Below are 22,793 nucleotides of genomic sequence, written 5' to 3' on the forward strand. Positions count from 1 at the left end.
TTGCTCTGTTCTCTCGGATCTCTCAGAGGACTTCGGGTGCGCTGATGCCGAGCAGGGACAGGCCACCGGCCAGCACCGTCCCGGCGGCTTCGGCAAGGGCGAGCCGGGAACGGTGGGCGGCCGAGGGTTTCTCGTCACCGGCGGGGAGCGGCCGGGCACCGTCGTGGAAGTCGAAGAAGGACTGCGCGAGCGCTTCCAGCTGCCGGGCGAGCCGGTCGGGCTCCCGGTGGCGTGCGGCGGCGGCGAGCACACCGGGATGATCGGCGAGGAGCGCGCCGAGCACCGGCGCGTCCACGCTCTGCTCGTACCTGCCGCAGAACCCGAGCCGCTCGGCGTTCCGGCTCAGGGCGCGGGTCCTGGCGTACGCGTACCGCACCTGGAACAGCGGGTTGCTCTCCCGCTGCGCGAGGAGCGCGTCGTTCCCCGTGCACCGGGCCCGGTCGTGCGGGGCGGACCGCAGCAGTGCCCATCGGGCGGCGTCGCTTCCGAGCTGCGCGAAAAGGTCACGGTCCGAGGCGGGCAGGGGCATCACGTGCAGCGCTTCCGCGCCTGGCGTCCGCGCCCCGACGTGCGCCCCCTGGGCCCGGAGCAGTCGCTCGACGGTCTCGACGACGACGCGGGCGCGCGGTTCGTCGACCGGTGCGAAGGAGGCCGTGGTGCCGGCGAGGGTGTCCCCGTGCCCATACTCCGTGCCGCGTTCGCCGATGGCCCGGACGAGTGCTTCGACGGGGTCGGAACCGCTGAGGGTGAAGTTCAGGAACCCGGGCCCGGTGACCTCGACGCCACCGATTCCCGGCGTTTCCCGCATGCGCGCCCGGAGGATCTCGGCCACTTCCCTGGCCGGCAGCGCGGCGGGTCCGGCCAGCTGAAGAGCGACGGCACAGGCGTAGTCCCCGTGCCCCCCGGGCCGGGTCCGCTCCACCCGCACGCGCGCGGGCACAGGCGCACGCAAGACGTCCTCGTCGACCGCGCGGCGCACGGCGTGCAGCACGGTCCTGGAGAGATCGGCGGGGGTCACAGGACAAGCGTAGGGGAGGAAGGGGGCCACCCCGCGACCCGGTTTCGCCATGCGGTCACCCTGCGGCGCTCTCCGCCCTTCCCACACCGTGTCTGTCGTCGAGCGACGGTGGATCCTCCCGCACGGCCAACTGCCGTACGAGCCGCACCAGCTCGCTCGGCTCGAAGGGCTTCGCCAGGAACGCGTCGACCCCCGCGTCGATGCCGCTGTCCACCTCGTAGGGCGTGCAGGCGCTGATGATCGCCACGGGCAGATGTCTGGTGCGCGGATCGGAGCGCAGACGGGCGGCGGTCTGAAAACCGTCCATCCTGGGCATGACGACATCGAGCGTGATCACATCGGGACAGACCCGATGCACCAGGTCCAGGCACTCGACGCCATCGGCCGCGGTCACGACCTCGAAGCCCTCAAGCTCAAGGTTGACCCTGATCAAATGCCGGATGACCTTGTTGTCGTCGACAACAAGCACGCGGCCACACGCCCCTGACACACTCCGAGGGTAGGCGCGGCGTAGGGGCTGCGTCCGGGTTTTGCCCATTTCCCACCCCGGACGAGTGGCGCGGAGGTTGGCCGAATGCATCCGGAACACCCCCGCACACCCCCTCCTCAGAGCCGGGAAAGCCGCCTCCGGCAGCCGGAAATACCTGTTCACGGACACCCCGCGGAAGCTGGTAGTGTTTCCCCCGTCGCCGAGCAACACAGCGATACGCCCCCGTAGCTCAGGGGATAGAGCATCGGCCTCCGGAGCCGTGTGCGCAGGTTCGAATCCTGCCGGGGGCACCTTGCACAAGGTGCCGAATAGGCCCTCTGTACAGTGGAAACGCTGATCAGAGGGCCTTTTTCATGCCCGCTGAAGGCTGCGGGACGACGCCCCCGGTGCGACGGCCCGGCGGTACGACGGCCCGGCGGTACGACGGCCCGGCGGTACGACGGCCCGGCGGTACGACGGCCCGGCGGTACGACGGCCCGGCGGTACGACGGCCCGGCGTTCAGCCACGTCGAACGTGCGGAGAGACGCGGGTCGTAGGCCAGGGGACGTCCTCGGCCCCCTGATCCCCCTGTGGGACCGGTCCGACCGAACACGTCCCCACGGGGCGGACACATCACCGTCCACGGCCCCGACCGGTGCCTCATGCCTCACGTCCGATGTCGAAAGCCCCGGCACGTCACGTCGTCGTGAGCCGTCCGGTCCGCGGGACCACGACCGGCGAGGCGTCACCGGGCGCGCGGAGGATGTCGGCGTCCAGCCCGTAGAACTCCTTCACCAGGGCCTCGTCGACGGTCTCGGCGGGAGGTCCCTGGGCGATGACCCGTCCGTGTTTCAGGGCGACGAGCGTGTCGGCGTACCGTGCCGCTGCCGCGCGGCAGTCCCTGCTGGGGGTGGCGGCCGTAGCGTACGAGACCGGCGACCGAGACAGCCTCCGGTGCGCGCGGGGACTGCGGCAGCAGCGCGACGCGGTGGGCCGCGCGACGCGGTGGGCCGCGCGACGCCGGTTCAGCTCCCAGATGTCGTCCCCGCCGACCAGGACGGTGCCGGAGTCGGGCCGGTGCAGGCGCGCGACCGTGCGCAACAGGGTCGATTTCCGCAGCCGTTGGGACCGACGATCGCGACGACCTCACCGACGGGGACGGCGAGGTCGACGTTCTCGACGACGGGGCGACCCGGGTAGCCGGCGTGCAGGGAACGGACTTCGATGCCGGGCGGCGGCCTGTCGGCACCGGCGGCCGTGGGGGTGGTGCCGGTCACAACGGCTACCTGGGGCCGGCGGCAGCGATCGGCGTGCCGGGGCTGCTGGCGATCGTCGGCGGAATTCTGCTGGTGGTCCGGGCAGGCAGGGCCCGCCGGGCCGCGGCCGCCCCCGCGGTGCCGACGGCGTACTGACGGCCCGGGCCGGACGGCCCGTCCTCGTTGGGACGCTGTGGGCGAAGCGCGGGACTCGTGCGTGACCTCGGTTTCCCGGACCTGGTTGTGGTTCGGGAAACCGAGGTCGGTGTGTGGGGTGCGACAGGCTCGCCCTGCGCCCGGCCAGGCGGCGACTCCCCCGGCCCGGCCCAGCCCGGGGGAAGCGGCTCACTGCGTCGAGCCTGCCGCCGCGAGGGTGTCCCGGAGACGGCGAGCGGCCGGGAGGGCCACCCATTCCTGCTCGCCGAAGGAGAGCCGGAAGCGGACCGGGAGGCGCGGCCCCCGCGCGATCGGTCCGGTGAGCCACTCGGCCCCCGGGCCGTCGGGCCACCAGAAGGAACCCGACTGCGCGAGGACGTTGCCGAAGCGTCCGGGGGCGCAGAGGGCCGTATGGGCGGCGGACAGTCCGCCGAGACTCTGTCCCGCGACGACGGTGCGGGCGGGGTCGTCCGTGACCGGAATCCGGGCGGCCGTCCAGGGCAGCAGTTCGTCCGCGAGGAAGGCGGCGAACTCCGGGCGGCACGTCATCTCCGTCCACCGGGTGTCGGCGTCCACGGACTCCGGGAGCAGGGCGACGAGGGGCGGAATGCGCCCGTCCGCGATCAGGTTGTCCAGCAGGTGCGCCAGGCCCAGGTTCGGCTGCCAGTGCTCGCCGTCGAGGAGGACGAGTACCGGCGGCTCGGTGGAATGCCCTGCGGACAGGGGCGGTTCGTACAGCCGGACGCGACGGCCGCCGCCCAGATTCTCGGTGGGAACGTCGTGGACGGTGACCCGGCCGCGCGCCACATCCGACCTCGGCTGCCAGCCCTGGGCGCCGGGAGCGGCCGGGAGTTCGGCGCAGGAGACCGGATCCCCGCTCCAGCGGCGGGGCAGCGTACGCGGGTTGAGCGGGTCGGGGCGGCGTCGGGTGCGCAGCCACTGCCCGTACGCGGGGGTGCCGTGCTCGGGGCCGTCCCCCTCGTCGACGTAGAAGTCATAGGTGCCGCGCCAGTCGTGGCGCAGGCGCAGCGTCCAGTGCCAGACGTCCGTGCCGGGTACCCGCTCCATCAGGTTGCCCTCGGGGGTCCGGGGGTCACCCAGTTTGTTGGGGAAGACCTGGACCGCGCGGGTGGCGGGGGTGCCGCGCCACAGAAAGGTCACCGCCCGGTGCTCGGCGCTGCACCCGGGTCGGGCGAGACGACCGGGGTACCGCCGATACGCACGGTGTCCCAGAACTTCTCGGTCCCGTCGGGGCCGGGCAGTTGGCATCCGGGTTCGGCGAGCCTCGGCAGCCTGTCCGGGCGCGCCGTCCTCGGCGGTCGGCGCGGAGCGCCCTGAGGCGGCGTGGACGTGATCACGAGAGGGACTCCGACGGAACGGGACAGACAACTTAGGGTTACCTTGCCTCTCGCTCGATGCGCCACCGAGAGGGGCTTCCGGGAGGGAATCCCGAGAGGGAGGGCGCCCCGATTTTCCTTGCGAAGGCGCCCAGCCCTCCGGCCCGACCGTGAACGAGAAGACCGGCACCGCCTATGCCGCCGGCCTCAACAACAACCGGATCATCGAGGTGTCCACCCGCTCCGCGACGCCACGGCTCATCCCGGCCGGCGCCGGATGCCGACCGGACACCGGACGGCATCCGGCACGCCTCCCGGCGGGGCGGAACGGCGAACGCCCTGCCCCGCCGCACCTCCTGCTCGCCGGACGGCAGTTGACGTGACGTCTCGGCAGGATCGCCCGGCCCCTACGGATCGATCACGGCGGCGTCTCCCCCGTTGCGCAGCCGCCCATCCAGCGCGGGCCCTCTACGCCTCCGGGCCCTCCGCTCCGCCCGAGCCGATCTGTTCCGCCCGCAGCGCCAGGTCCTGGAGTACGTCGGCGGAGGTCACGTCCGTCTGCCCGGAGTCATGTACCTGCGCCAGCATCGCGAAGGCCAGGGTGAACGCGCCCACCAACTGCTCCACCGCGCCTCCGACCTCGCGGCCGACCAGTGTCGCGACCTCCTCGATCGAGGCGTCCTCGGGGATCGTGATCCGGGGCATCGTCTCGTTCAGGAGCGCGGTCACCACGCCCGGATCTGCCTGCACGTCGTCACGGTCGACGCTCTCTTCGAGGAGCCGGCGGATCTCGCCCGTCTCCGTGAGGATGCCCACGACCCGCTTCACCACTTCACTCTGCTCCATCCCGCGAGCATAGGCGCGGAGCCGTGCGGCCCGGGGCGGGTCGGGCGTTCGCGTGTACGCGCCTCCGGTGGCGATCGGGCGGGGGCGCCAGCGCCCCGCGAGGAGCGGACGGCCGTACTGCCCGTGCGGGGACAGCAGTTGCAGGGGGCGCGTCCGGGGGCCGGTCCCGACGGTCGCCCGCGTCGATCCCGGTGCGTCTCTCGCGAGGCGGGCCGGGCCGGCCGCTTCCCAGGATCCCGTACACCCACACGTGGCATATGCCTTCCGTATATGCCACACGCCGTGGATCCATTGGGCAGTATCAGGACATGGAACAGCGTGCGCAGGGCGTCGGACCGGGTATCGATCGCCTGTGCGGAAATGATGTCCTCCAGGACATCGGACATCGGCCGTTCGGAGGGGGACCGGTGCGGGGGAACGAACGCAGCGACAACGACGTGAGCGGTACGGTGCACGGCCCCGCGATTCAGTCGGGGACCGTGTACGGCGGCATTCACATCCGCACAGAGGCGCCGCCGGGGGGCGGTGGGCCGAAGCCGCCCTGGCAGCTTCCGCCCTCGACCCGGATCACCGACCGTACGGCCGAGGTGAATGCGCTGGAGGCGCACCGGGCACGGGCCACCAGGGAGGGACATCCCACGCTGGCGGCCGTGAGCGGGCTGGGCGGTGTCGGCAAGACCGCGGTCGCGGTCGCGTGGCTGCACACCCTTCGTCCGCATTTTCCCGACGGTCAGTTGTACGCGGATCTGGGAGCGCAGTCGCCGGGAGGACCGGTGGAACCGGGCGAGGTCGTCGGACGGTTCCTCCGGGCCCTGGGCGTGCCGACCGCGCAGGTGCCCCCGGTCCTCGCCGAACGGATCGCGCTCTACCGGTAGTTGACCGCGGACCGACGGCTCGTGGTCCTGCTGGACGACGCGGCCACCGCGGCGCAGGTCCGGCCGCTGCTGCCCGCGGGGCAGTGCGTGACCGCGGTGACGAGTCGACGGCGGTTGCCGGGCCTCAGCGTCGACGGGGGCATGTGATCCATCTGGAGCCCCTCACGCCGGAGGCGGCGGTGGAACTGCTGGAGTCGACCCTCGCCGACGGCCGGGTGGCCGCACAGCCCGAGGAAGCGCGCGCCCTGGTCGATCTGTGTGCGGGGCTTCCGCTCGCGGTGCGCATCGCCGGCGCCCGGCTGGCAGCACGCCCGCGGCACCACATCACCACCATGGTCCGGGCTCTGACCGAGGAACGCGACCGTCTGGAGGCACTGGCCATCGAAGGCGACCACGATGTGCGCGCCGCACTGGATCTCTCCTATCAGGGGCTTCCTCCAGAGGCGGCCCGTCTCTACCGGCTGCTGGGGCTGCATCCCGGGCGCGAGTTCGCCGGGCCGGTGGCCGAGGCGGTACTGGGCGAGGACCCCGCCGAGGCGCTCGATGTGCTGTACGACGCGAATCTGCTCATCGACGCCGGCCAGGCGGACGGAACCGAACGTTTCCGATTCCACGACCTCGTACGGCTGCACGCCGTCGAGCAGGTGAACCGGTTCGAGTCCGCCGAGGAGCGGGCCGCGGCAGTGCGCCGCGTCTGCTACCACTACCTGGCGAGTGCCGCCCGCGCGGAGGAGATCATCGACCCGCAGCACGCCACCATGGCCCGGGACCGCGGCCCCGGGCCGGTCGTCGTCGCGGACTTCGGTGACGGCACCGCGGGTGGCGACGCCGAAGCGGCGGAAGCCGCGTTGGACTGGCTCGAACACGAGTTACCCAATCTCATGGCAGCGCTCCGGCTCGCCCGTCCTGCGGGAATTCCGGCGCTCGGCTGGCAACTGGCCGATGCCATGTGGCCCCTGTTCCTGCGGCGCAAGTTCTACGCGGAGTGGCGCGAGGCTCATCGGGAAGGGCTGCTCGCGGCCGAGGAATCCGGCGACGAGCCGGCAGTGTGCCGGATGCTCACCTCCGGGGGCCTGGGCGAACTCGACATGGGCAGCCATGAAGAGGCACGGGAGATGTTCGAGCGGGCCGCCGATTCCTTCCTCCGCGCCGGAGACGCGCTGGGGCACGCCCGGACGCTCAACTACCGCGGTCTGGCCCACCAGCGACTCGGTGAGCCGGACCGTGCCGCAGGACTCTTCGGCCGTGCCGTCGTCGAACTCCTCGGCTGCGGTGACCACCGGGCCAGTGCGCTGGCCCGGTTCAATCTCGCGGACGTCGCGCTGTCGCGCGGACGGTACGAGGAGGCCGCCCGGGAGGCGGAGGCCGCCCGCAGCGTGTTGCGGGCGGCCGGCGACCCGTACAACGCCGCGCGTGCCGACGCGCTGACCGGGCGCGCGTACCTCGGGCTCGGACAGCTCGACCGGGCCGAGGCCGGTCTGCTGGCGGCGCTGGACACGCTGCGGCCCATGGCCGCCGACTACGAGACGGCCCGCGCGCTGGGAGGCCTGGCCCTGGTCTCCGAGCGGCGCGGGCAGCCGGAACTCGCCCGGGAGCGCTACCGGGAGGTGCTGCGCCTGTACGCCGCGGTCGGCCGCTCGGGCTCGGCCGAAGCGGAGGAGGCACGGGGCCGACTCGGCGAACCGGCGCCGGACAGCGATGAGAACGGCGCCGTGGGCGACAACGGTTCTGTGCGCGACCACGGTTTTGCCGGTGACAACGGTTCTGTGCGTGCCAGCGGCGCCGTGGGTGACAACGGTTCCGTGCGCGACAGCGTGCGGGGCAGCGACGCCGTCGCCGACACCGGGGGTGACAGCGGTTCCGTGGCCTGAGTACGGATGCTCCTGATGACCCGTACCGCTGTCGTGCCGAGCTCCGCCACGGGCAGCCCGGCCACCAGCCAGACGTGGGCGAGCGAGGCCCAGATCGGCCACGGCGGTCCCGGCCATCGTGCGTTCAGCGTCACCGAGTGGCCGTCACCGCCGAGCCGCAGCCAGCACCGCGGGCCGCGGTGCACGGCCACCACCAGGGCCCCCGGGTGGCTGACGGCCAGCGCCGTCGCGGACCGGGGCCCGTCGCCCGCGGCCACGAGAACGTCGGCGAGGGACGGCAACGGGGGCGGGGCGGGCAGCCGGACCCGTACGTGCTCGTCCGTGACCGGGACACCGATGTCCGGGTGGAGCAGCGTGGCCCGGGTGCGGCGGACCGGCCCCCGGGTCCGGGGGTCCTCGGACAGTACCCGTGGGTCCTCGGACAGTACGAGGACGGGCACCGTCATCGGACACCCCGGCGCGGCGCGTCGTCGCGCACGGTGAACGGCAGCGGTGCGTGCTCCGGGGCAAACCGCGCGGCGGGGGCGCGGAGTCGGAGCTTGCGGTAGATCAGCGCGCGCATCCTGGCGGCGAACCGGCCGGGCTCCGAGGTGATACGGCCCGCGATCTGCTCGTACCGCTGCCGCCGGTAGAGCGTGGCTGCACGGGCCAACTGGCGGACGAGCGGCCGGTCGGGGCGCAGTCGGGGAGCGAGCGAAGCCAGTTCGGCCACGGGCGAACCGGGGTCCACATCCGCCTCCGGCGCGCACCCCATCAGCACGGGCACTCCGGTCATCGATCCGTAGAGCGAGACGGATCCGTGGTCACCGACGATGAAGTCGGCGGCGACGAGGGCCCCGACCCAGTCCGCGTACTGGCTGATCACTGTGAGGCCCATCCTTCCCAGCGTCGCCAGCCAGCTGCGGATCTGCCATTCCCCGTGGGCGTTCCAGACGTTCGGGTGGAGCAGGAGGGCGACCCGGTATTCGTCCCGTGGGAGTTCGGCAACCAGTCGTTCCAGGAGTTCCTGCCCGTGTCCGAACAGGGAGCGCGGTCCCCAGGTGGAACAGACGAGCACCAGCCGCTGGCGGGCCCTGGTGTGCAGCGCCTCGCGATAGAGCGCTCGCGAGGACAGGCTCGCGGCGATGCGGTCGAAGCAGGGATCCCCGACCACCTCGGCCGCGGGCAGCGCCTCGGGGCACTCGCGGCCCAGGCGCGTCAGTTCCTCGTGGTGTGCCAGCACGATCGCCTCGGGCACCAGCCTGCCGTCCTGGACGAGCCACTGCCTGTTCAGTCCGTACACGCCGCGCTCCGCGACGAGACGCCCGCGCTGCCCGTCCGGGACCAGCTTGTTGTGGCCGGCTCCGTGCGGCAGCACGATCACCGGCGCGTGCAGGTCGCTCAGGCCTCCGTGCGCCGCGGCCAACGCCAGGTCGAAGGGCATCTGCACGGCCTGGTGCCACGGCAGGACCAGCCCGCTCAGCTCCTCCAGGAAGGTGTCCACCCCATTGCTGAACACATCGGGCGCCGGGGTGAAGAACGTCTGGATCCGGGCGTCCCCCTCCAGCAGCCGTACCGCGTCCAGCAGGCGCTGCCCGGCGGTCACCGTATGCACTACAGCCAGTACCCTCCGACGGATCTGCCGAGTGGCCCAGCGCTCGACATCGAGACGCATGGGCACATGCGGCCGTTGAGTTTCGGCCATTGTCAGACTCATGGATTCGCTCCCCCGATTCCTCTGCCCCGGACGGCACGTCCGACCGGGGCGGCCACGTCGTTTCGCGGCCCATGGCATTGATGTGCCCGGGGGGTTGGACGGATTGCTTGCAGGAATCCTGCACTCCGGCTGCGGGCGGTTCCAGGGCGGCGGGACGACGACCGGAGGGCACGCCCGGGACGCGCCCGGCGGCGGTCGGAAGGTGCGCCCAGGACGCGCCCGGCGGCGGTCGGAAGGTGCGCCCAGGACGCGCCCATGCGCCCCTGTTCGCTCCCCTGGGGCCGGGGGTATCAGTGGGAGGTCCCGTACGCACGTGCGGGCGCTGCCGTCGGCAGCAGGAAGTAGCGCACCCAGCGGGGGCGATGTGGAACTTCTTGCTCTGGGACCTCTTGAACTATGGCATCAAGAACAGCAATGCGCGCTCGGAGCGACAAAAACGCGCTGTGTGCTGGCCGTTCTCGTGCACGCCCTCGGCGAACCGGTCTCCATGGACGCGCTGATCGACCGGGTCTGGGGCGATGAGCAGCCCGAGACGCCCGTGGAATCCATGCAGAGTTACGTGTCACGGCTGCGCAGACGGCTGCGTGAAGGCGTCGGGGATCTCGTTCTGGTGGACCGCCCGTCGCGGCGCCAGTACCAGCTCCGGCTGGATCCGTCCGTCGAGGTCGATCTGTCGCATTTCCGGCGGCTGCGCGAGGAGGCCCGGGTAGCGGCCGAGCGGGGCAGGCGGGAGCTGGCCGTCGGCCTGTTGCGCGCGGCCGAGGACCGGTGGAGGGGTGAGCCGCTGCCCGAGTCCACGAGCGACTGGGCCGCCTCGGTCCGGGGCCGGTTGGCGGAGGACCACCGCCGGGTCCGGGAGGAACGCATCCGGCTGGAGATGGAGTTGGGGCGGCATGCCGATCTCGTCGGCGAGCTGCACGAGCTGGCGACGGAGAATCCTCTGGCCCAGCAGGTGATCGCCTCGTTGATGCTGGCGCTGTACCGGTCGGGGCGGCACGACGAGGCACTCTCCCTCTTCCGCAACACCCGGACGCGGCTGAGCGCGAGCCTCGGTATCGAGCCCGGCCCGGATCTCCAGCAATTGCACCGCCGCATCCTCGAACAGGACCGCACGCTCATGGAGACGGCGGAACGCGTCGACCGGCAGGAGGCCGTGGAGCCGCGCAGCAACCTCCCCCGCGACAGCGCGGACTTCACCGGCCGCGCCGAGGAACTGCGACTGCTGATGGGCGACTCGGTGCAGCCGGACGGTTCCGCGTCGTACGGACCGGGGACGGTCGACGACACGGAACCCGATGCCGGATCGGACGATTCCGGCGCGTACGCCATGCCTCTGACCGTTGTTCACGGAATGCCCGGCATCGGGAAGACCGCACTCGCCATCCATGCCGCCCACCGGCTGCGCACCTCCTATCCGGGAGGTCAGCTGTACGTCGATCTGCACGGGTTCAGCGGACGGCCGCCGTACGAACCCGTCGAGGCTCTGGGGGTTCTGCTGCACGCGGCCGGGGCGACCGGGGATCTGCCGGACTCCTTGGACGAGCGGGCGGCGCGGTGGCGCGAGTGGACCGCCCGCCACCGGGTGCTCGTGGTGCTCGACAACGCCCGCGACGCCGCCCAGGTACGCCCGTTGCTGCCCGGCGCCGCGACCTGCCGGGCCATGGTGACCAGCCGGAGCCGGCTCGCCGGGCTCGACGGCGCCTCCTCACTCCTGCTGGACGCGCTGACCGACACGGAGGCCGCCGCTCTCTTCACCCGGATCGCGGGCGCCGCGCGCGTGTCCGCCGACCCCGAGGCGCTCCGGCTGGTGACGGACGCCTGCAGCTGCCATCCGCTGCAGATCCAGCTGCTGGCGAGCCGTTTCCGGCATCGGAAGTCCTGGGACCTGCGCCACCTGCTCGACCGGCTGGCCCAGGCGGCCGGCCCGCTCGACGAGTTCGGCGAGGGGGAAATCGTCTCGGTGTTCCGGCTCTCCTACACCGAACTCGCCGCGCCGACCAGGAAACTGCTTCGCCATCTGGCCCTGCACCCCGGTCCGGACATCACGGTCGCGGCAGCCGCGGCCCTGGTCGGCGCACCGCCGGACGGCGCCCGGGTCCGCCGCAGCGTGGAAGAGCTCCAGGACTTCCACCTCCTGGAGGAGCCGTCCCCCGGTCGGTACCGGTTGCACGACCTGACCAGAGGCTTCGCGCTGAGCATGTTCACCCGGTCGGAACCCGAGGGAGCCCGGCCGAAGGCGACGAGCCGGCTGTTCGCCTACTACCTCACCGCGGCGGACCGTGCGGACCGGCACATCCGGCCGCGCCGCCGGAGACTGCCGCTGGGGCCGGAGCGCACCTCCGCATACGCCCCCGACTTCCACCACTCCGAAGACGCCTCGGCGTGGCTGGCCCAGGAGCGCGCCAACCTTCTCACCGTCGCCCGTGCGGCGGCCGAGGAGGCTCCCGCGTACGCGGCCCTCTTCCCGCACGTCCTCGCTCCGGCGCTGAAGAGCTGGGCCGCCTGGACCGTCACCAACGAGCTGTACGAAGCGGCCGTACGGGCCCTGCGCTCCCGCGGCGCCCCCCTCGACCTCGCCCAGAACCTGGTGGAGGCGGCCGAGATACTGGCCCAGACCAGCCCCAACGAGGCCCTGAGCTGCGCGAGCGAAGCCCACGAACTGTTCCGGCGACTCGACCATCCGGACGGCCGCGCGGACGCCCTTCTGCAGGCAGGACGGGCCCAGTTGGCGGCAGGGCGCGGAACGGCGAGTCTGCGCACCCTCGATCAGAGCCTGTCCGCCTACCGGCTGATCGGAAACCGCGAGGGCGAGGCGGACGCCCTGAACGTCCAGGGAGCGGCGTTCTTCCAGGAGGGACGGCACGCGGAGGCACTGGACCGGGCCCGGGTGATACTCGACATCTACCAGGAGACCGGGAATCACCTCGGCCAGATATACGCATTGAACAATTTGGGAGAGCTTCACACATCACAGGGGCGCCACAAAGAGGCACTTGCCCAGTACGAACGATCCCTGGAATTGACGCATCTGCATGGCGGCCGTCAGGAATTGGACATTCTGGATACCAATATGGGGGCCGTGTACCTGGCGACCGGCCGGACGGCGCGGGCCCTGGCCTGCTTCCAGCGCAGCTTGGAATCACACCGTTTGCACGGTGACGCCCTGGGCGAGGTGAACACCCTGATGGCGCTGGGGGCTCTGCACACGGAGACCGGGCATCACGAAGAGGCCCTGGCCCACTACCGGATGGCCGAGGAGGTGTCACGTCGCATCGAGAACGGGTTCGAGACCATGCGCGCACTGCTCGGTTCGGCCCATGTCCACCGGATTTCGAGGCACCCCGAGATCGCGTCGGACATGTACGAGCAGAGTCTCAAATCGGCGCACACGATCGGATCCCTGCTCGGCTCCGCACAGGCCCTCGCGGGACTGGCACGTACGGCGCTGGACACACAGCACTGGGCTTCCGCCCGGCGCTTCGGCACCCGGGCCGTGCGTCTCTACCGGCGTCTTGGAGCTCTGGAGGAGGCGGACAGCCTACGACTCCTGCTGGAACGACCTGAGGTCGCCGACTCCTGAGCGTCCGCACCCAGAAGCCGGCGCCTGTAGGGATGTACGGATGGGCTCAGACGGTGGCGAGGACGCTCTCGGTGTGCGTCGGCGACAGCCACATCCACTGATCGTTACCGGCACCTACTGGCATTGACCACATCCACTGGCCTGGGACAGCAATGGCGGGCGTTATCCACATCCGCTGGTCCGGACTGGTGCGGGCCGGCACGGCGAGGGCCACTCCCCCAGGGACTGCCCGTGGGGCAGCAAGACGCGCGGCCACCGACTGGACGGCGGCAGCCCTTGGGGCCGCTGCCGCTTCGTCTGGTGAGGCGTCGCTGTCAACAGCGGTCAGCACGCTTGCACCTGCAATGAGAGCCCCGATACTCCACACGCACACGCGCAGCATACTGTTCGCCGCAACCATACTGAAGAGAGACGTAGTTGATGTCTTACGACTAACTGTTGATGTCACGGCAAGATCATAGGTCACCGAAAAACTGGCGTTTACATAGGCACATCAGAGTGGTAGTGAGGAGCATCGACTCCACGCCGCGCCGCGCGACGGCACCTGACCGAACGGCCTCGTGCGGCGCATCCGCACCCCGTCGGCCCCTCGGCCGTCCGGTCGGCGTCGATGCCGCCGGCCGGACGGCCGAGGAGGGGCCGGGCGGGCATCGGTCACCCCACCGGCAGCCCCGGGGCCGGATACCCGTCCATCAGGTCCTTCACTTCCGCGCGCACCTTCGCGATCGCGGGCTCGTCCTCGGTGCGGGCCGCCTCGACCACGCGGGTGATCCACTCCGCGACGGTGGCCATCTCCGACGCCGGGACACCACGGGAGGTCAGGGCAGGGGTGCCGATGCGGATGCCGGAGGGGTCGAAGGGCTTGCGGGGGTCGTAGGGGACGGTGTTGTAGTTGACGACGATTCCGGCCCGGTCCAGGGCCTTGGCCGCGACCTTGCCCGGGACACCGCGGGAGGTCAGGTCGATCAGCAGGAGGTGGTTGTCCGTGCCGCCGGAGACCAGATCGAAGCCGCGGGACGCCAACTCCTCCCCCAGCGCACGGGCGTTGGCGACCACGTGGTGGGCGTAGGCACTGAAGTCGGGGTGGGCTGCTTCCTTCAGGGCGACCGCGATCGCCGCCGTCGTCTGATTGTGCGGGCCGCCCTGGAGACCGGGGAAGACGGCCCGGTCAATGGCACGCGCGTGCTCCGCCCGGCTCAGCAGCATCGCGCCGCGCGGGCCGCGCAGGGTCTTGTGGGTGGTGGTGGAGACCACGTCGGCGTACGGGGCGGGCGAGGGGTGTGCGCCGCCGACGATGAGGCCGGCGATGTGGGCGACATCGGCGACCAGGACCGCGCCGACCTCCCGGGCGATCTCGGCGAAGCCCGCGAAGTCGATCGTCCTCGGCACGGCCGTACCGCCGCAGAAGATCAGCTTGGGCCGCTCGGCGAGGGCCAGGTCGCGTACCTCGTCCAGGTCGATGCGGCCGGTGTCGCGGCGTACGCCGTACTGCACTCCGCGGAACCAGGTGCCGGTGGCGGAGACGCCCCAGCCGTGCGTGAGGTGACCGCCCATCGGCAGTGACATGCCGAGCACGGTGTCGCCGGGCTTCAGGAACGCCAGGTAGACGGCGAGGTTGGCGGGTGAGCCGGAGTACGGCTGCACGTTGGCGTGGTCCATCCGGAAGAGCGCCTCGGCCCGGGCGGCGGCGAGCGTCTCGACCTGGTCGATGTTCTGCTGGCCCTCGTAGTAACGCTTGCCGGGGTAGCCCTCGCTGTACTTGTTCTGGAGCACCGTGCCGGACGCTTCGAGCACGGCGGCGGAGACGTAGTTCTCACTGGGGATCAGGCGCAGGGTGTCGGCCTGGAGCTGCTCCTCGGACGCCACCAGTGCGGCGATCTCCGGGTCTGCGGCTGCCAGCGCGTCGTGGCGGGTGCGCTGCGGCACGGAGCGGGTGTGCGGCGGTACGGATGCGGTCACGGGGTCCTCCCGGGTCGGTCGCATGGCTGCGGTGGACCCGGATGCCCAGGCGGACGGCTCTCCGGCGTTGACCCCCCGGGCGGGCCCGGGGTGTGCCGCTCCCTCATGGTCGGTTCCACGGAGCACCCCTGCCGGGGTACGCGCCAGTCGCGGCACCGATGACTTTATCGGGTACGGGGTGACACCGCATCGGTACCGGTTCGGCGAGGCCCGCGTCGATTCGCGTTCGGCGGCGGACGGCGCCCGACAGCCTGAAGCGGCGGACAGCGCCCGGACAGCCTGAAACGTCGGACGACGCCCGGACAGCCTGAAGCGTCGGAAGGCACCGGGCATCGCGGCAGCCGAGAAGCATGCGCCAGGGCGCACCCGTCGGCGCCCGTCGGCACAATTCCGCCGAATACTCCTGAACTCCCCTGCCACCGGACTCACTTGGTTGATTCTTGGTGAATGCATGCCCCTTACATGAGGCGTTCCTCGCCAGAGTGGCGGATTACATGTGCACATCATTCGGCACGTGTTCCACACGCGTAGACCCACATCGCAGGGGGTTACATGAGAAGCAGCCGCGCGAGAAGTCGCGCCGCGCTGAGCATGGCAGCGACACTGCCGCTGCTTGCCGGTGCGCTCGCCCTCGGGATACCGGACGCCAGCGCGGACTCCGCGCCGAGCGGGCGGGACGCACTCCAGGGTTCCAAGCCCGCCTGGGCGACCGCCGCGGCCGACCAGGGGGCCACGTCCGACAGCGGCAAGGTCAGCGTCCGGGTCCATCTGGCCGGGCGTGACGCGAAGGGGCTGGCCGCCTACGCCGCCGCCGTGTCCGACCCGCAGTCCGCTTCGTACGGGAAGTACCTCAGCGCCGAGCAGGCGCAGGCCCGGTTCGGGGCCACCCAGCAGCAGATCGACGAGGTCAGCCAGTGGCTGACGTCGAACGGGCTGACCGTCACCGGTGCCAACGAGCACTACGTCTCGGCCACCGGTGAGGTCGCCGCCGCCGAGAAGACGTTCAGCACCCAGCTGCGCAACTACCGCAAGGCCGGCCACACCTACCGCGCCCCGGCCTCCAACGCCTCCGTGCCCGCCGGGCTGAGCGACGCCGTTCTCGCCGTCTCCGGCCTGGACAACGCGCCGCACAAGTCGAGCCACGACGAGACGCTGCCGCCGCCGGACGAGGTGTTCCGCAACTCCGGCCCCTTCTCCTCCTCCTACGGCTCGAAGACCGCGTCGACGCTGCCGAGCGCCTACGGGTCCAAGGTGCCGTATGCCGTGAAGGGCTACACCGGCAAGCAGTTGCGTGCCGCGTACGGGGCGGGCGACTGGACCGGCGCGGGCGTCACCGTCGCCATCACCGACGCGTACGCGTCGCCGACCATCGCGAAGGACGCCGCCGAGTACGCCAAGCGCAACGGCGACGCCGCGTACCGGCGCGGGCAGCTCACCCAGGTGCTGCCGGCCGACTACACGAAGACCGAGGAGTGCGGGGCCTCGGGCTGGTACGGCGAGGAGACCCTCGACGTCGAGGCCGTGCACGCGGTCGCGCCCGCCGCCGACATCGTGTACGTGGGAGGCGCCTCCTGCTACGACGCCGACCTGCTGGACGCGCTGAACAAGATCGTCGACCACCGGCTCGCGGACATCGTCTCCAACTCGTGGGGCGACATCGAGGCCAACGAGACCCCGGACGTCGCGGCCGCGTACGACCAGGTCTTCAAGATGGGCGCGATCGAGGGCATCGGCTTCTACTTCTCCTCCGGTGACTCCGGCGACAACGTCGCGTCCACCGGCACGAAGCAGGTCGACGTCCCGTCCAACTCCGCCTGGGTGACCTCGGTCGGCGGCACCTCGCTCGCCGTCGGCAAGAACGACGTGTACCAGTGGGAGACCGGCTGGGGCACGCTGAAGGCGAACCTCGCCGACGACGGCAGGAGCTGGACGGACTTCCCGGGCGGGTACACCTCCGGCGCGGGCGGCGGCACCAGCTCGACCGTGAAGCAGCCGTTCTACCAGCGCGGCGTCGTCCCGGACTCGCTCGCGCAGGCGAACGGGAAGCAGCGGATGCGCACGGCTCCGGACATCGCGGCCGTCGCCGACCCGAACACCGGGTTCCTGGTCGGCCAGACCCAGACGCTGCCCGACGGCTCGCTCGGCTACGACGAGTACCGCATCGGTGGCACGTCACTCGCCGCGCCGGTCATCGCCGGTGTCCAGGCGCTCGCGCAGCAGGCCCGGCACGGTCTGCCGATCGGCTTCGCCAACCCGGCGATCTACGACCGGTACGGATCGAAGGCGTACCACGACGTCACCGACCACCCGCTGGGCCTGAACCACGACCTCGCGGTGGCCCGGGTCGACTTCGCCAATGGCTTCGACGCGGCGGACGGTGTGCTGACGTCGGTGCGCAGCCTCGGCAAGGACTCCTCGCTCAAGGCGGTCAAGGGGTACGACGACGTGACGGGTGTCGGGACTCCGGCGGCCGGATACGTGAACTCGTACCGCCGGCACTGACACCGCGGTCGGCCCAGGCGGACCGCTGACGGCACGGGCCGACCCCCATCGCCTGCGTCGCCGCACGCCGACGGCCGTCCCGGGACTCTCTCCCAGGACGGCCGTCGGTCATGTGCGGGAACGGCCGTCGGTCCCGGCTCGTTCCGCCCGCAGCACCTGCGCCACCCGCCTTCAGGCCGGTCCTCAGGCCGGTCCTCAGGGCAGTCTTCAGGCCGGTCCTCAGGCCGGTCCTCAGGGCAGTCTTCAGGCCGGTCCTCAGGCCGGTCCTCAGGCCGGTCCTCAGGCCGAGGCGCGCTTGCGCGGGGTCGCCTTCTTCGCCGTCGCCTTCGTGTCCGACTTCGCGGTGGCCTTCTTCGCCGCCGACTTGGCCGTCGTCTTGGTGGACGACTTCGTCGTCGACCGTGCGGCGGTCTTCTTGGCGGGCGCCCTGCTCGGCGTCGACTTCTTCGCGGCCGTCTTCTCGGTGGACGCCGAGACCTTCTTCTTCGCCCCGGTTCCGCCCGACTTCTTACGGCCGGCGAGCGAGGTGACCCCGGCAACGGGCGCATTCTCCGATTCGTCGGCGGTCTCCGGTTCCTCGGCGGTCCCCGGTTCCTCGCCACGGGCCTCTTTCGCCGCCCGCACGCTGTTCTCCAGTGCCGCGATGAGGTCGATGACCTTGCCGCCGCCCGAGGCGCCCTCCTCCGCGGGCTCCAGGGCCCGGCCTTCCGCCTTCGCCGCGATGAGCTCCTCGACCGCTTCGCGGTAGTCGTCGTGGAGCGAGTCCATGTCGACCTCGCCGAGCGTGGCCATCAGCGCGTCGGCCAGGTCGAGTTCGGTGTCGCGGACCGTGACCTCCGCCTCCGGGGCGACCCCCTCGGGGCTGCGGATCTCGTCCGGCCAGAGCAGGCCGTGCATGGCGATCACGTCGTCGACCACCCTCAGCATGCCGAGCCGTTCACGGCCGCGCAGCGCGAACTTCGCCACGGCCACCTTCTGACTCCGCTTCAGCGCCTCACGCAGCAGGGTGTACGGCTTGGCCGCCGGAACCCCGTTGGCGGAGAGGTAGTACGCCGCGTCCATCTGGAGCGGGTCGATCGACGCGGCCGGCACGAAGGCGACGATCTCGATCGTCTTGGCCGTGGGGAGCGGGAGGGAGCTGAGATCCTCGTCGGTGATCGGGATCATCGAGCCGTCGGCGTCCTCGTACGCCTTGCCGATCTCGCCTGCGGCGACCTCCTCCTCGTCGAGTTCGCAGACCTTCCGGTAGCGGATCCGGCCGCCGTCGGCGAGGTGGATCTGACGGAAGGAGACCGAGTGACTCTCCGTGGCGTTGACCAGCTTGATCGGGATGCTGACCAGCCCGAAGGAGATGGCGCCGTTCCAGATGGACCGCACTGTTTCACTCCTCGTGTCCGAGTGTCCGCACAAATACCTAGAGATCGGTAAAAAACATGTGATTCTTATCGTATGACGCCGATCACCGAGGTGGAGGGGCGGCGACTGACGCTCAGCAATCTCGACAAGGTGCTGTATCCGGCCACCGGAACCACCAAGGGCGAGGTGCTCCACTACTACGCGGCCACCGCGGGCCAAGCCCTGCTGGCACATCTGCGCGACCGGCCCGTGTCCTTCCTGCGCTATCCGGACGGGCCGGACGGCCAGCTCTTCTTCACCAAGAACCCGCCGCCGGGAACGCCGTCCTGGGTGCGCACCGCCGCCGTGCCGCACCACGAGGACAAGCAGGCCAGGCAGGTGGTCGTGCAGGATCTGGCCTCGCTGATGTGGGCGGCCAACCTGGTGGTGGAGTTCCACACTCCGCAGTGGCGGGCCGAGGCGCCCGGGATCGCCGACCGGATGGTGTTCGACCTGGACCCCGGGGCGCCCGCGAGCGTGGTGGAGTGCTGCACGGTGGCGTTGTGGCTGCGCGAACGGCTGGCGGCGGACGGACTGCCCGCGTACGGGAAGACCTCCGGATCCAAGGGGCTGCATCTGCTCGTGCCGCTGGAGCCGACCCCCGCCGATCGGGTGTCGGCGTACGCGAAGGAGCTGGCCGTCGAGGCGCAGCGGGAGCTTCCGGACCTGGTCGTGCACCGGATGACGCGGGCGTTGCGGCCAGGGAGGGTGTTCGTCGATTTCAGCCAGAACGCGGCGGCGAAGACGACCGCCACGCCCTATACGTTGCGCGCCCGGCCCGAACCGGCCGTCTCGGCGCCCGTCACCTGGGCCGAGATCGAGGAGTGCCGGGCGCCGGGAGAGCTGGTCCTGCTGGCCGGCGACATGGGAGCACGGCTGGAGCGGCACGGGGATCTGCTGGCGCCGCTCCTCGACCCGGACCGGGCCCGGGGGCTACCGACCGCACGGTAGGCACGCCCGCCGGGCGGACGGACCGGTTCCGCCGGTTTCCGGATCGCTGCCATCGGTGCCCGTGGGACCACTGCCGTGGAGGGCGGACGGTCCGGTCCACCGATCGACGCGTCCGGATTTCGCCCCCCGAGCCCATAGCGCATGACGGACGATCTTGTCATGTTCGCCATGAAAAGACCGTATGTGGAGGGCGGACCGTCCGAGCGGTGGTGCACACTCCTCGCAGACACTGCTTCGTGGAGTCGTGTGGGGAGGCGATGGCGTGTTCGCGGGGATCGACGAGGTCGACTGGGCCTCGATGGAGCATGCCTACGGGCCTGCCGATGATGTGCCGACGATGCTGTGGGGTCTCGCGTCCGCCGATCCGGCCCAGCGCGAGGCGGCACTGGACGGCATGTACGGGGCCGTTCACCACCAGGGCGATGTGTACGCCTGCACGCTGGCCAGCATTCCGTTTCTCTTCGAACTGGTCGTGGATCCGGGGATTCAGGACCGGGGCAGCATCGTCGAGCTGCTCACCAGCATCGGCGGCATCGACCTGGACGGGGACGACGAGGACGAGATCGACGAGGAGGAGTTCGAGGGCGCGGCGAACTACGCGATGGCGGCGACCGCCGTCACCGCGGGCGCCGGGGTGTTCTGCGAGCTGATGGCCGACGAGGACCCGGGGGTACGCCTCTCCGCGCCCCTGGCGCTCGCCACGCTCCACGGCCACCCGGTGCGGGTTCTCGCGCTGCTGCGGGAGCGGTTGCCGGTGGAACCGTCCGAGGAGGTGCGGCTCGCCCTCGTCGAGGCCGCGGGACGGGTCGCGCTGCGGCATCGCGGGCTGGCCGGGCAGGTGGCCGGCTGGCTGAGCCGGCTGGCCGGTGAGGGGTTCCCGCCGGGGTTGCGGCTCGCCGCGCTGGCCCAGTTGGCGCGGTGCGCGCCGGACGCGCTGCCGGGCGATGTCGTCCGGGTGGTGACGGGGGTCCTGAGGCAGTTGCGCGCGGCGCCCGTGCGTCGGTCCGCGGCCCCCGCGACCGATGCGCAGGCAGAGGCGGTCGCGGCCGTCGACGCGCGCACCGAGGCGGCCGGGGCCGGGGATCCGCCCGTCGAGGAGCGGACCGGGCCCGTGACGCTGGTGGGGCAGATGCGGGCGTTGTCCGACGAGGAGACCTCGGGACGCACCGCACCCTGGACGGCGGGCCTGCTGCGGACGCTGCACATCGGGCTCGACGACCGGATCGCCGAGCGGACGGCCCTGCTGACCGATCAGCTGCGCAGCCCCGACCACCAGCAACGGGTCGACGCGCTCCGGATGAGCAGTGGACTGATCCGGGCCTGGCGCGGCTCGTACGAGGAGTTGGTCCGGCTGGTCGGCGAGCAGCTCGCCACTCCCGAGCCACGACTGGCCGAGACCGCCGCGCATGTGCTGGAGGAGCTCTTCGGGCTCGCCGCGCCCGCCGCCGACGCGCTGGCGGCGAGGGTGGCGGCGGACCCGGGCGCCTGGGTTCAGGACTGGCCGAGCGGGCCTCCGGGGCTCGGCAGCGCCGTGAAGGCACTGGCCCGGCTGGGCGATGCCCGTGCCGTGCCGGCTCTGGCCGCCGCACTGGAGCTGCCCGAGGTGCCGCACGATGTGGGGTTCGCCCTCGACCGCCTGGGGACGGCAGCCGCCCCGCTGGCCGCCGCCCTGCGCCGCAGGCTCGGCGAGGTCCGCCTCGACGAGGGTGCGTACGACCGGGCGAGCCCGCTGCTCAGGGGACTGGCCGCGCTCCGGGCGGACGAGGCGTTGCCGGAAGTGCTGCGCGTCCTGCGCGGGGCGCCGCAGTACCGGGGCGAGTGGCTGCGTACGGCGGCGCTGCGGGCACTCGGTTCGTTCGGGCCCTCGGCGCACAGCGCCGTACCGGAGCTGCGCGCGTTGCTGCGCCGTCCCGGCAGCACCTCGGCGACGGAGACCGCTCAGGCGCTGTGGGCGATCGACGGGGATGCCGACGCCGTGCTGCCGGTGCTGATCGAGGCCCTTCAGGCGGAACGCGTCCAGGAGCGGCGCTCGGCGGTGAACGCGCTCGGCAGGCTCGGGACGCGGGCGGCGGTGACCGCGCCCCGGCTGCGCGCGCTGCTCGGGCACGAGGAGCCGTGGCTGCGCGTGGACGCGGCGATCGCCCTGTGGGACGTGTCAGGACGGGCCGACCAGTCGCTGCCGGTCCTCCTTGCGGCCTGGGAGAAGAATCGTCCCGTCCGGGTCCGGGTGGCGGAATGTCTGGCGCGGACGGGTGTCGCTGGTGCAGGGTCGGACGCAGCACCTGTGCTGCGCGCCGAACTCGCCTCCGTCCGCCGTCACAACGCGATGGACGGTGGATACGGCAGCCACGACACATACGAGGACGAAAGACTGCTGGCGCTCTGCCGGCAGGCACTTCTGGGTAATACGGGGAAGGGGCCCACAACATGATCATTTTTGGTACGCGGGGTTATCTGTACCAGCTGGCCATCCTGACGGTCGTCTGCGGCTGGTGCGGCAATCCGGCCGCGCACACACTGCGCAAGCGGGTCACGAAGTTCACGCTGTTCTTCGTGCCGCTGTTCCCGTTCTCGACGAAGTACGCCACACAGTGCACGTTCTGCGGCGGGGAGCAGCAGATCCCGAAGGAGCAGGCCGAGCAGCTGCTGGCCCAGCAGGCCGCCTCGCAGGACGGCAATCCGTTCGGCCCGGCGCAGGGCCAGGGGCAGCCGGGATACGCGCCGGGCGGTCAGGGGCAGAACCCCTACCAGCACTGAGGCGGCCCACCAGGGACGGCGGGCGGCGGGCGGCGGACGGCAGGGCAGCGGGGCGGCGGACAGCCGGAGCGTTCCGGATTCGGGGCCGGGTCACCAGAAGTGACGGGGCGTCGGTGCCGCTGCC

13 protein-coding genes, 1 tRNA gene and 3 pseudogenes are annotated in these 22,793 nt (G+C 71.6%); 9 read left to right on the forward strand and 8 right to left on the reverse strand.

Annotated features, from left to right (window positions below; translation table 11 throughout):
- Positions 1-22: 22 nt before the first annotated feature.
- Complete coding sequence (nrtL, locus tag ACFVUT_RS06265) at positions 23-1,018, reverse strand: ArgS-related anticodon-binding protein NrtL (protein WP_389644495.1); 996 nt, start codon at positions 1,016-1,018, stop codon at positions 23-25.
- 55 nt (positions 1,019-1,073) lie between these two features.
- Positions 1,074-1,556 (reverse strand): response regulator, encoded by a 483-nt coding sequence (locus ACFVUT_RS06270; RefSeq protein WP_389644492.1) that lies wholly within the window; start codon positions 1,554-1,556, stop codon positions 1,074-1,076.
- Between the two features lie 170 nt (positions 1,557-1,726).
- On the opposite strand from ACFVUT_RS06270, the gene ACFVUT_RS06275 reads away from it, so the two are divergent.
- Positions 1,727-1,798, forward strand: a tRNA-Arg gene (locus tag ACFVUT_RS06275).
- Positions 1,799-2,184: 386 nt separating this feature from the next.
- Here ACFVUT_RS06275 and ACFVUT_RS06280 read toward each other — a convergent pair.
- A pseudogene (locus tag ACFVUT_RS06280) lies at positions 2,185-2,714 on the reverse strand (ATP-binding cassette domain-containing protein).
- Here ACFVUT_RS06280 and ACFVUT_RS06285 point away from each other — a divergent pair.
- A complete protein-coding gene (locus ACFVUT_RS06285) occupies positions 2,694-2,900 on the forward strand; it encodes a hypothetical protein (protein WP_389644863.1) in 207 nt (68 codons plus the stop codon). The pseudogene ACFVUT_RS06280 and the gene ACFVUT_RS06285 overlap by 21 nt on opposite strands.
- Before the next feature lie 201 nt (positions 2,901-3,101).
- Here the strand turns inward: ACFVUT_RS06285 and fes are convergent.
- A pseudogene (gene fes / locus ACFVUT_RS06290) lies at positions 3,102-4,258 on the reverse strand (enterochelin esterase); the annotation flags it as partial.
- Positions 4,259-4,407: 149 nt separating this feature from the next.
- On the opposite strand from fes, the gene ACFVUT_RS06295 reads away from it, so the two are divergent.
- Positions 4,408-4,620, forward strand: a complete 213-nt coding sequence (locus tag ACFVUT_RS06295) for a hypothetical protein (RefSeq protein WP_389644489.1) — start codon at positions 4,408-4,410, stop codon at positions 4,618-4,620.
- Positions 4,621-4,705: 85 nt separating this feature from the next.
- Here the strand turns inward: ACFVUT_RS06295 and ACFVUT_RS06300 are convergent, their stop codons facing one another.
- Positions 4,706-5,083: a hypothetical protein gene (locus ACFVUT_RS06300; RefSeq protein ID WP_389644487.1), complete on the reverse strand. Its 378-nt coding sequence runs from the start codon at positions 5,081-5,083 to the stop codon at positions 4,706-4,708.
- 407 nt (positions 5,084-5,490) lie between these two features.
- Between ACFVUT_RS06300 and ACFVUT_RS06305 the strand changes: the two are divergent.
- Positions 5,491-7,649, forward strand: a pseudogene (locus ACFVUT_RS06305) (ATP-binding protein); the annotation flags it as partial.
- 622 nt (positions 7,650-8,271) lie between these two features.
- Here the strand turns inward: ACFVUT_RS06305 and ACFVUT_RS06310 are convergent.
- Positions 8,272-9,525 (reverse strand): hypothetical protein, encoded by a 1,254-nt coding sequence (locus ACFVUT_RS06310; protein WP_389644484.1) that lies wholly within the window; start codon positions 9,523-9,525, stop codon positions 8,272-8,274.
- A 364-nt stretch (positions 9,526-9,889) separates the two neighbouring features.
- On the opposite strand from ACFVUT_RS06310, the gene ACFVUT_RS06315 reads away from it, so the two are divergent.
- The gene (locus tag ACFVUT_RS06315) at positions 9,890-13,105 is read left to right on the forward strand and encodes a tetratricopeptide repeat protein (protein WP_389670924.1); all 3,216 of its coding nucleotides are present in this window, start codon (positions 9,890-9,892) and stop codon (positions 13,103-13,105) included.
- A 654-nt stretch (positions 13,106-13,759) separates the two neighbouring features.
- On the opposite strand, the gene glyA is transcribed toward ACFVUT_RS06315, so the two are convergent.
- Positions 13,760-15,064, reverse strand: a complete 1,305-nt coding sequence (gene glyA, locus ACFVUT_RS06320; RefSeq protein ID WP_389644478.1) for a serine hydroxymethyltransferase — start codon at positions 15,062-15,064, stop codon at positions 13,760-13,762.
- A 552-nt stretch (positions 15,065-15,616) separates the two neighbouring features.
- Here glyA and ACFVUT_RS06325 point away from each other — a divergent pair.
- Positions 15,617-17,566, forward strand: coding sequence for a protease pro-enzyme activation domain-containing protein (locus ACFVUT_RS06325; RefSeq protein WP_389644475.1), 1,950 nt, complete (start codon positions 15,617-15,619; stop codon positions 17,564-17,566).
- 279 nt (positions 17,567-17,845) lie between these two features.
- Here ACFVUT_RS06325 and ACFVUT_RS06330 read toward each other — a convergent pair whose 3' ends face one another.
- Complete coding sequence (locus tag ACFVUT_RS06330) at positions 17,846-18,943, reverse strand: Ku protein (protein WP_389644471.1); 1,098 nt, start codon at positions 18,941-18,943, stop codon at positions 17,846-17,848.
- 72 nt (positions 18,944-19,015) lie between these two features.
- Here ACFVUT_RS06330 and ligD point away from each other — a divergent pair, with 72 nt between their 5' ends.
- The 3 genes from ligD (at position 19,016) to ACFVUT_RS06345 (ending at position 22,669) form a co-directional block, all read left to right on the forward strand.
- Complete coding sequence (gene ligD / locus ACFVUT_RS06335; protein WP_389644468.1) at positions 19,016-19,912, forward strand: non-homologous end-joining DNA ligase; 897 nt, start codon at positions 19,016-19,018, stop codon at positions 19,910-19,912.
- Positions 19,913-20,174: 262 nt separating this feature from the next.
- Positions 20,175-22,343, forward strand: a complete 2,169-nt coding sequence (locus ACFVUT_RS06340) for a HEAT repeat domain-containing protein (protein ID WP_389644465.1) — start codon at positions 20,175-20,177, stop codon at positions 22,341-22,343.
- Positions 22,340-22,669 (forward strand): zinc-ribbon domain-containing protein, encoded by a 330-nt coding sequence (locus ACFVUT_RS06345; RefSeq protein WP_389644462.1) that lies wholly within the window; start codon positions 22,340-22,342, stop codon positions 22,667-22,669. The genes ACFVUT_RS06340 and ACFVUT_RS06345 overlap by 4 nt, the downstream gene beginning before the upstream one ends.
- The last annotated feature ends 124 nt before the right edge of the window (positions 22,670-22,793 follow it).

Source organism: Streptomyces sp. NPDC058051 (assembly GCF_042885475.1).
Lineage (GTDB): Bacteria > Actinomycetota > Actinomycetes > Streptomycetales > Streptomycetaceae > Streptomyces.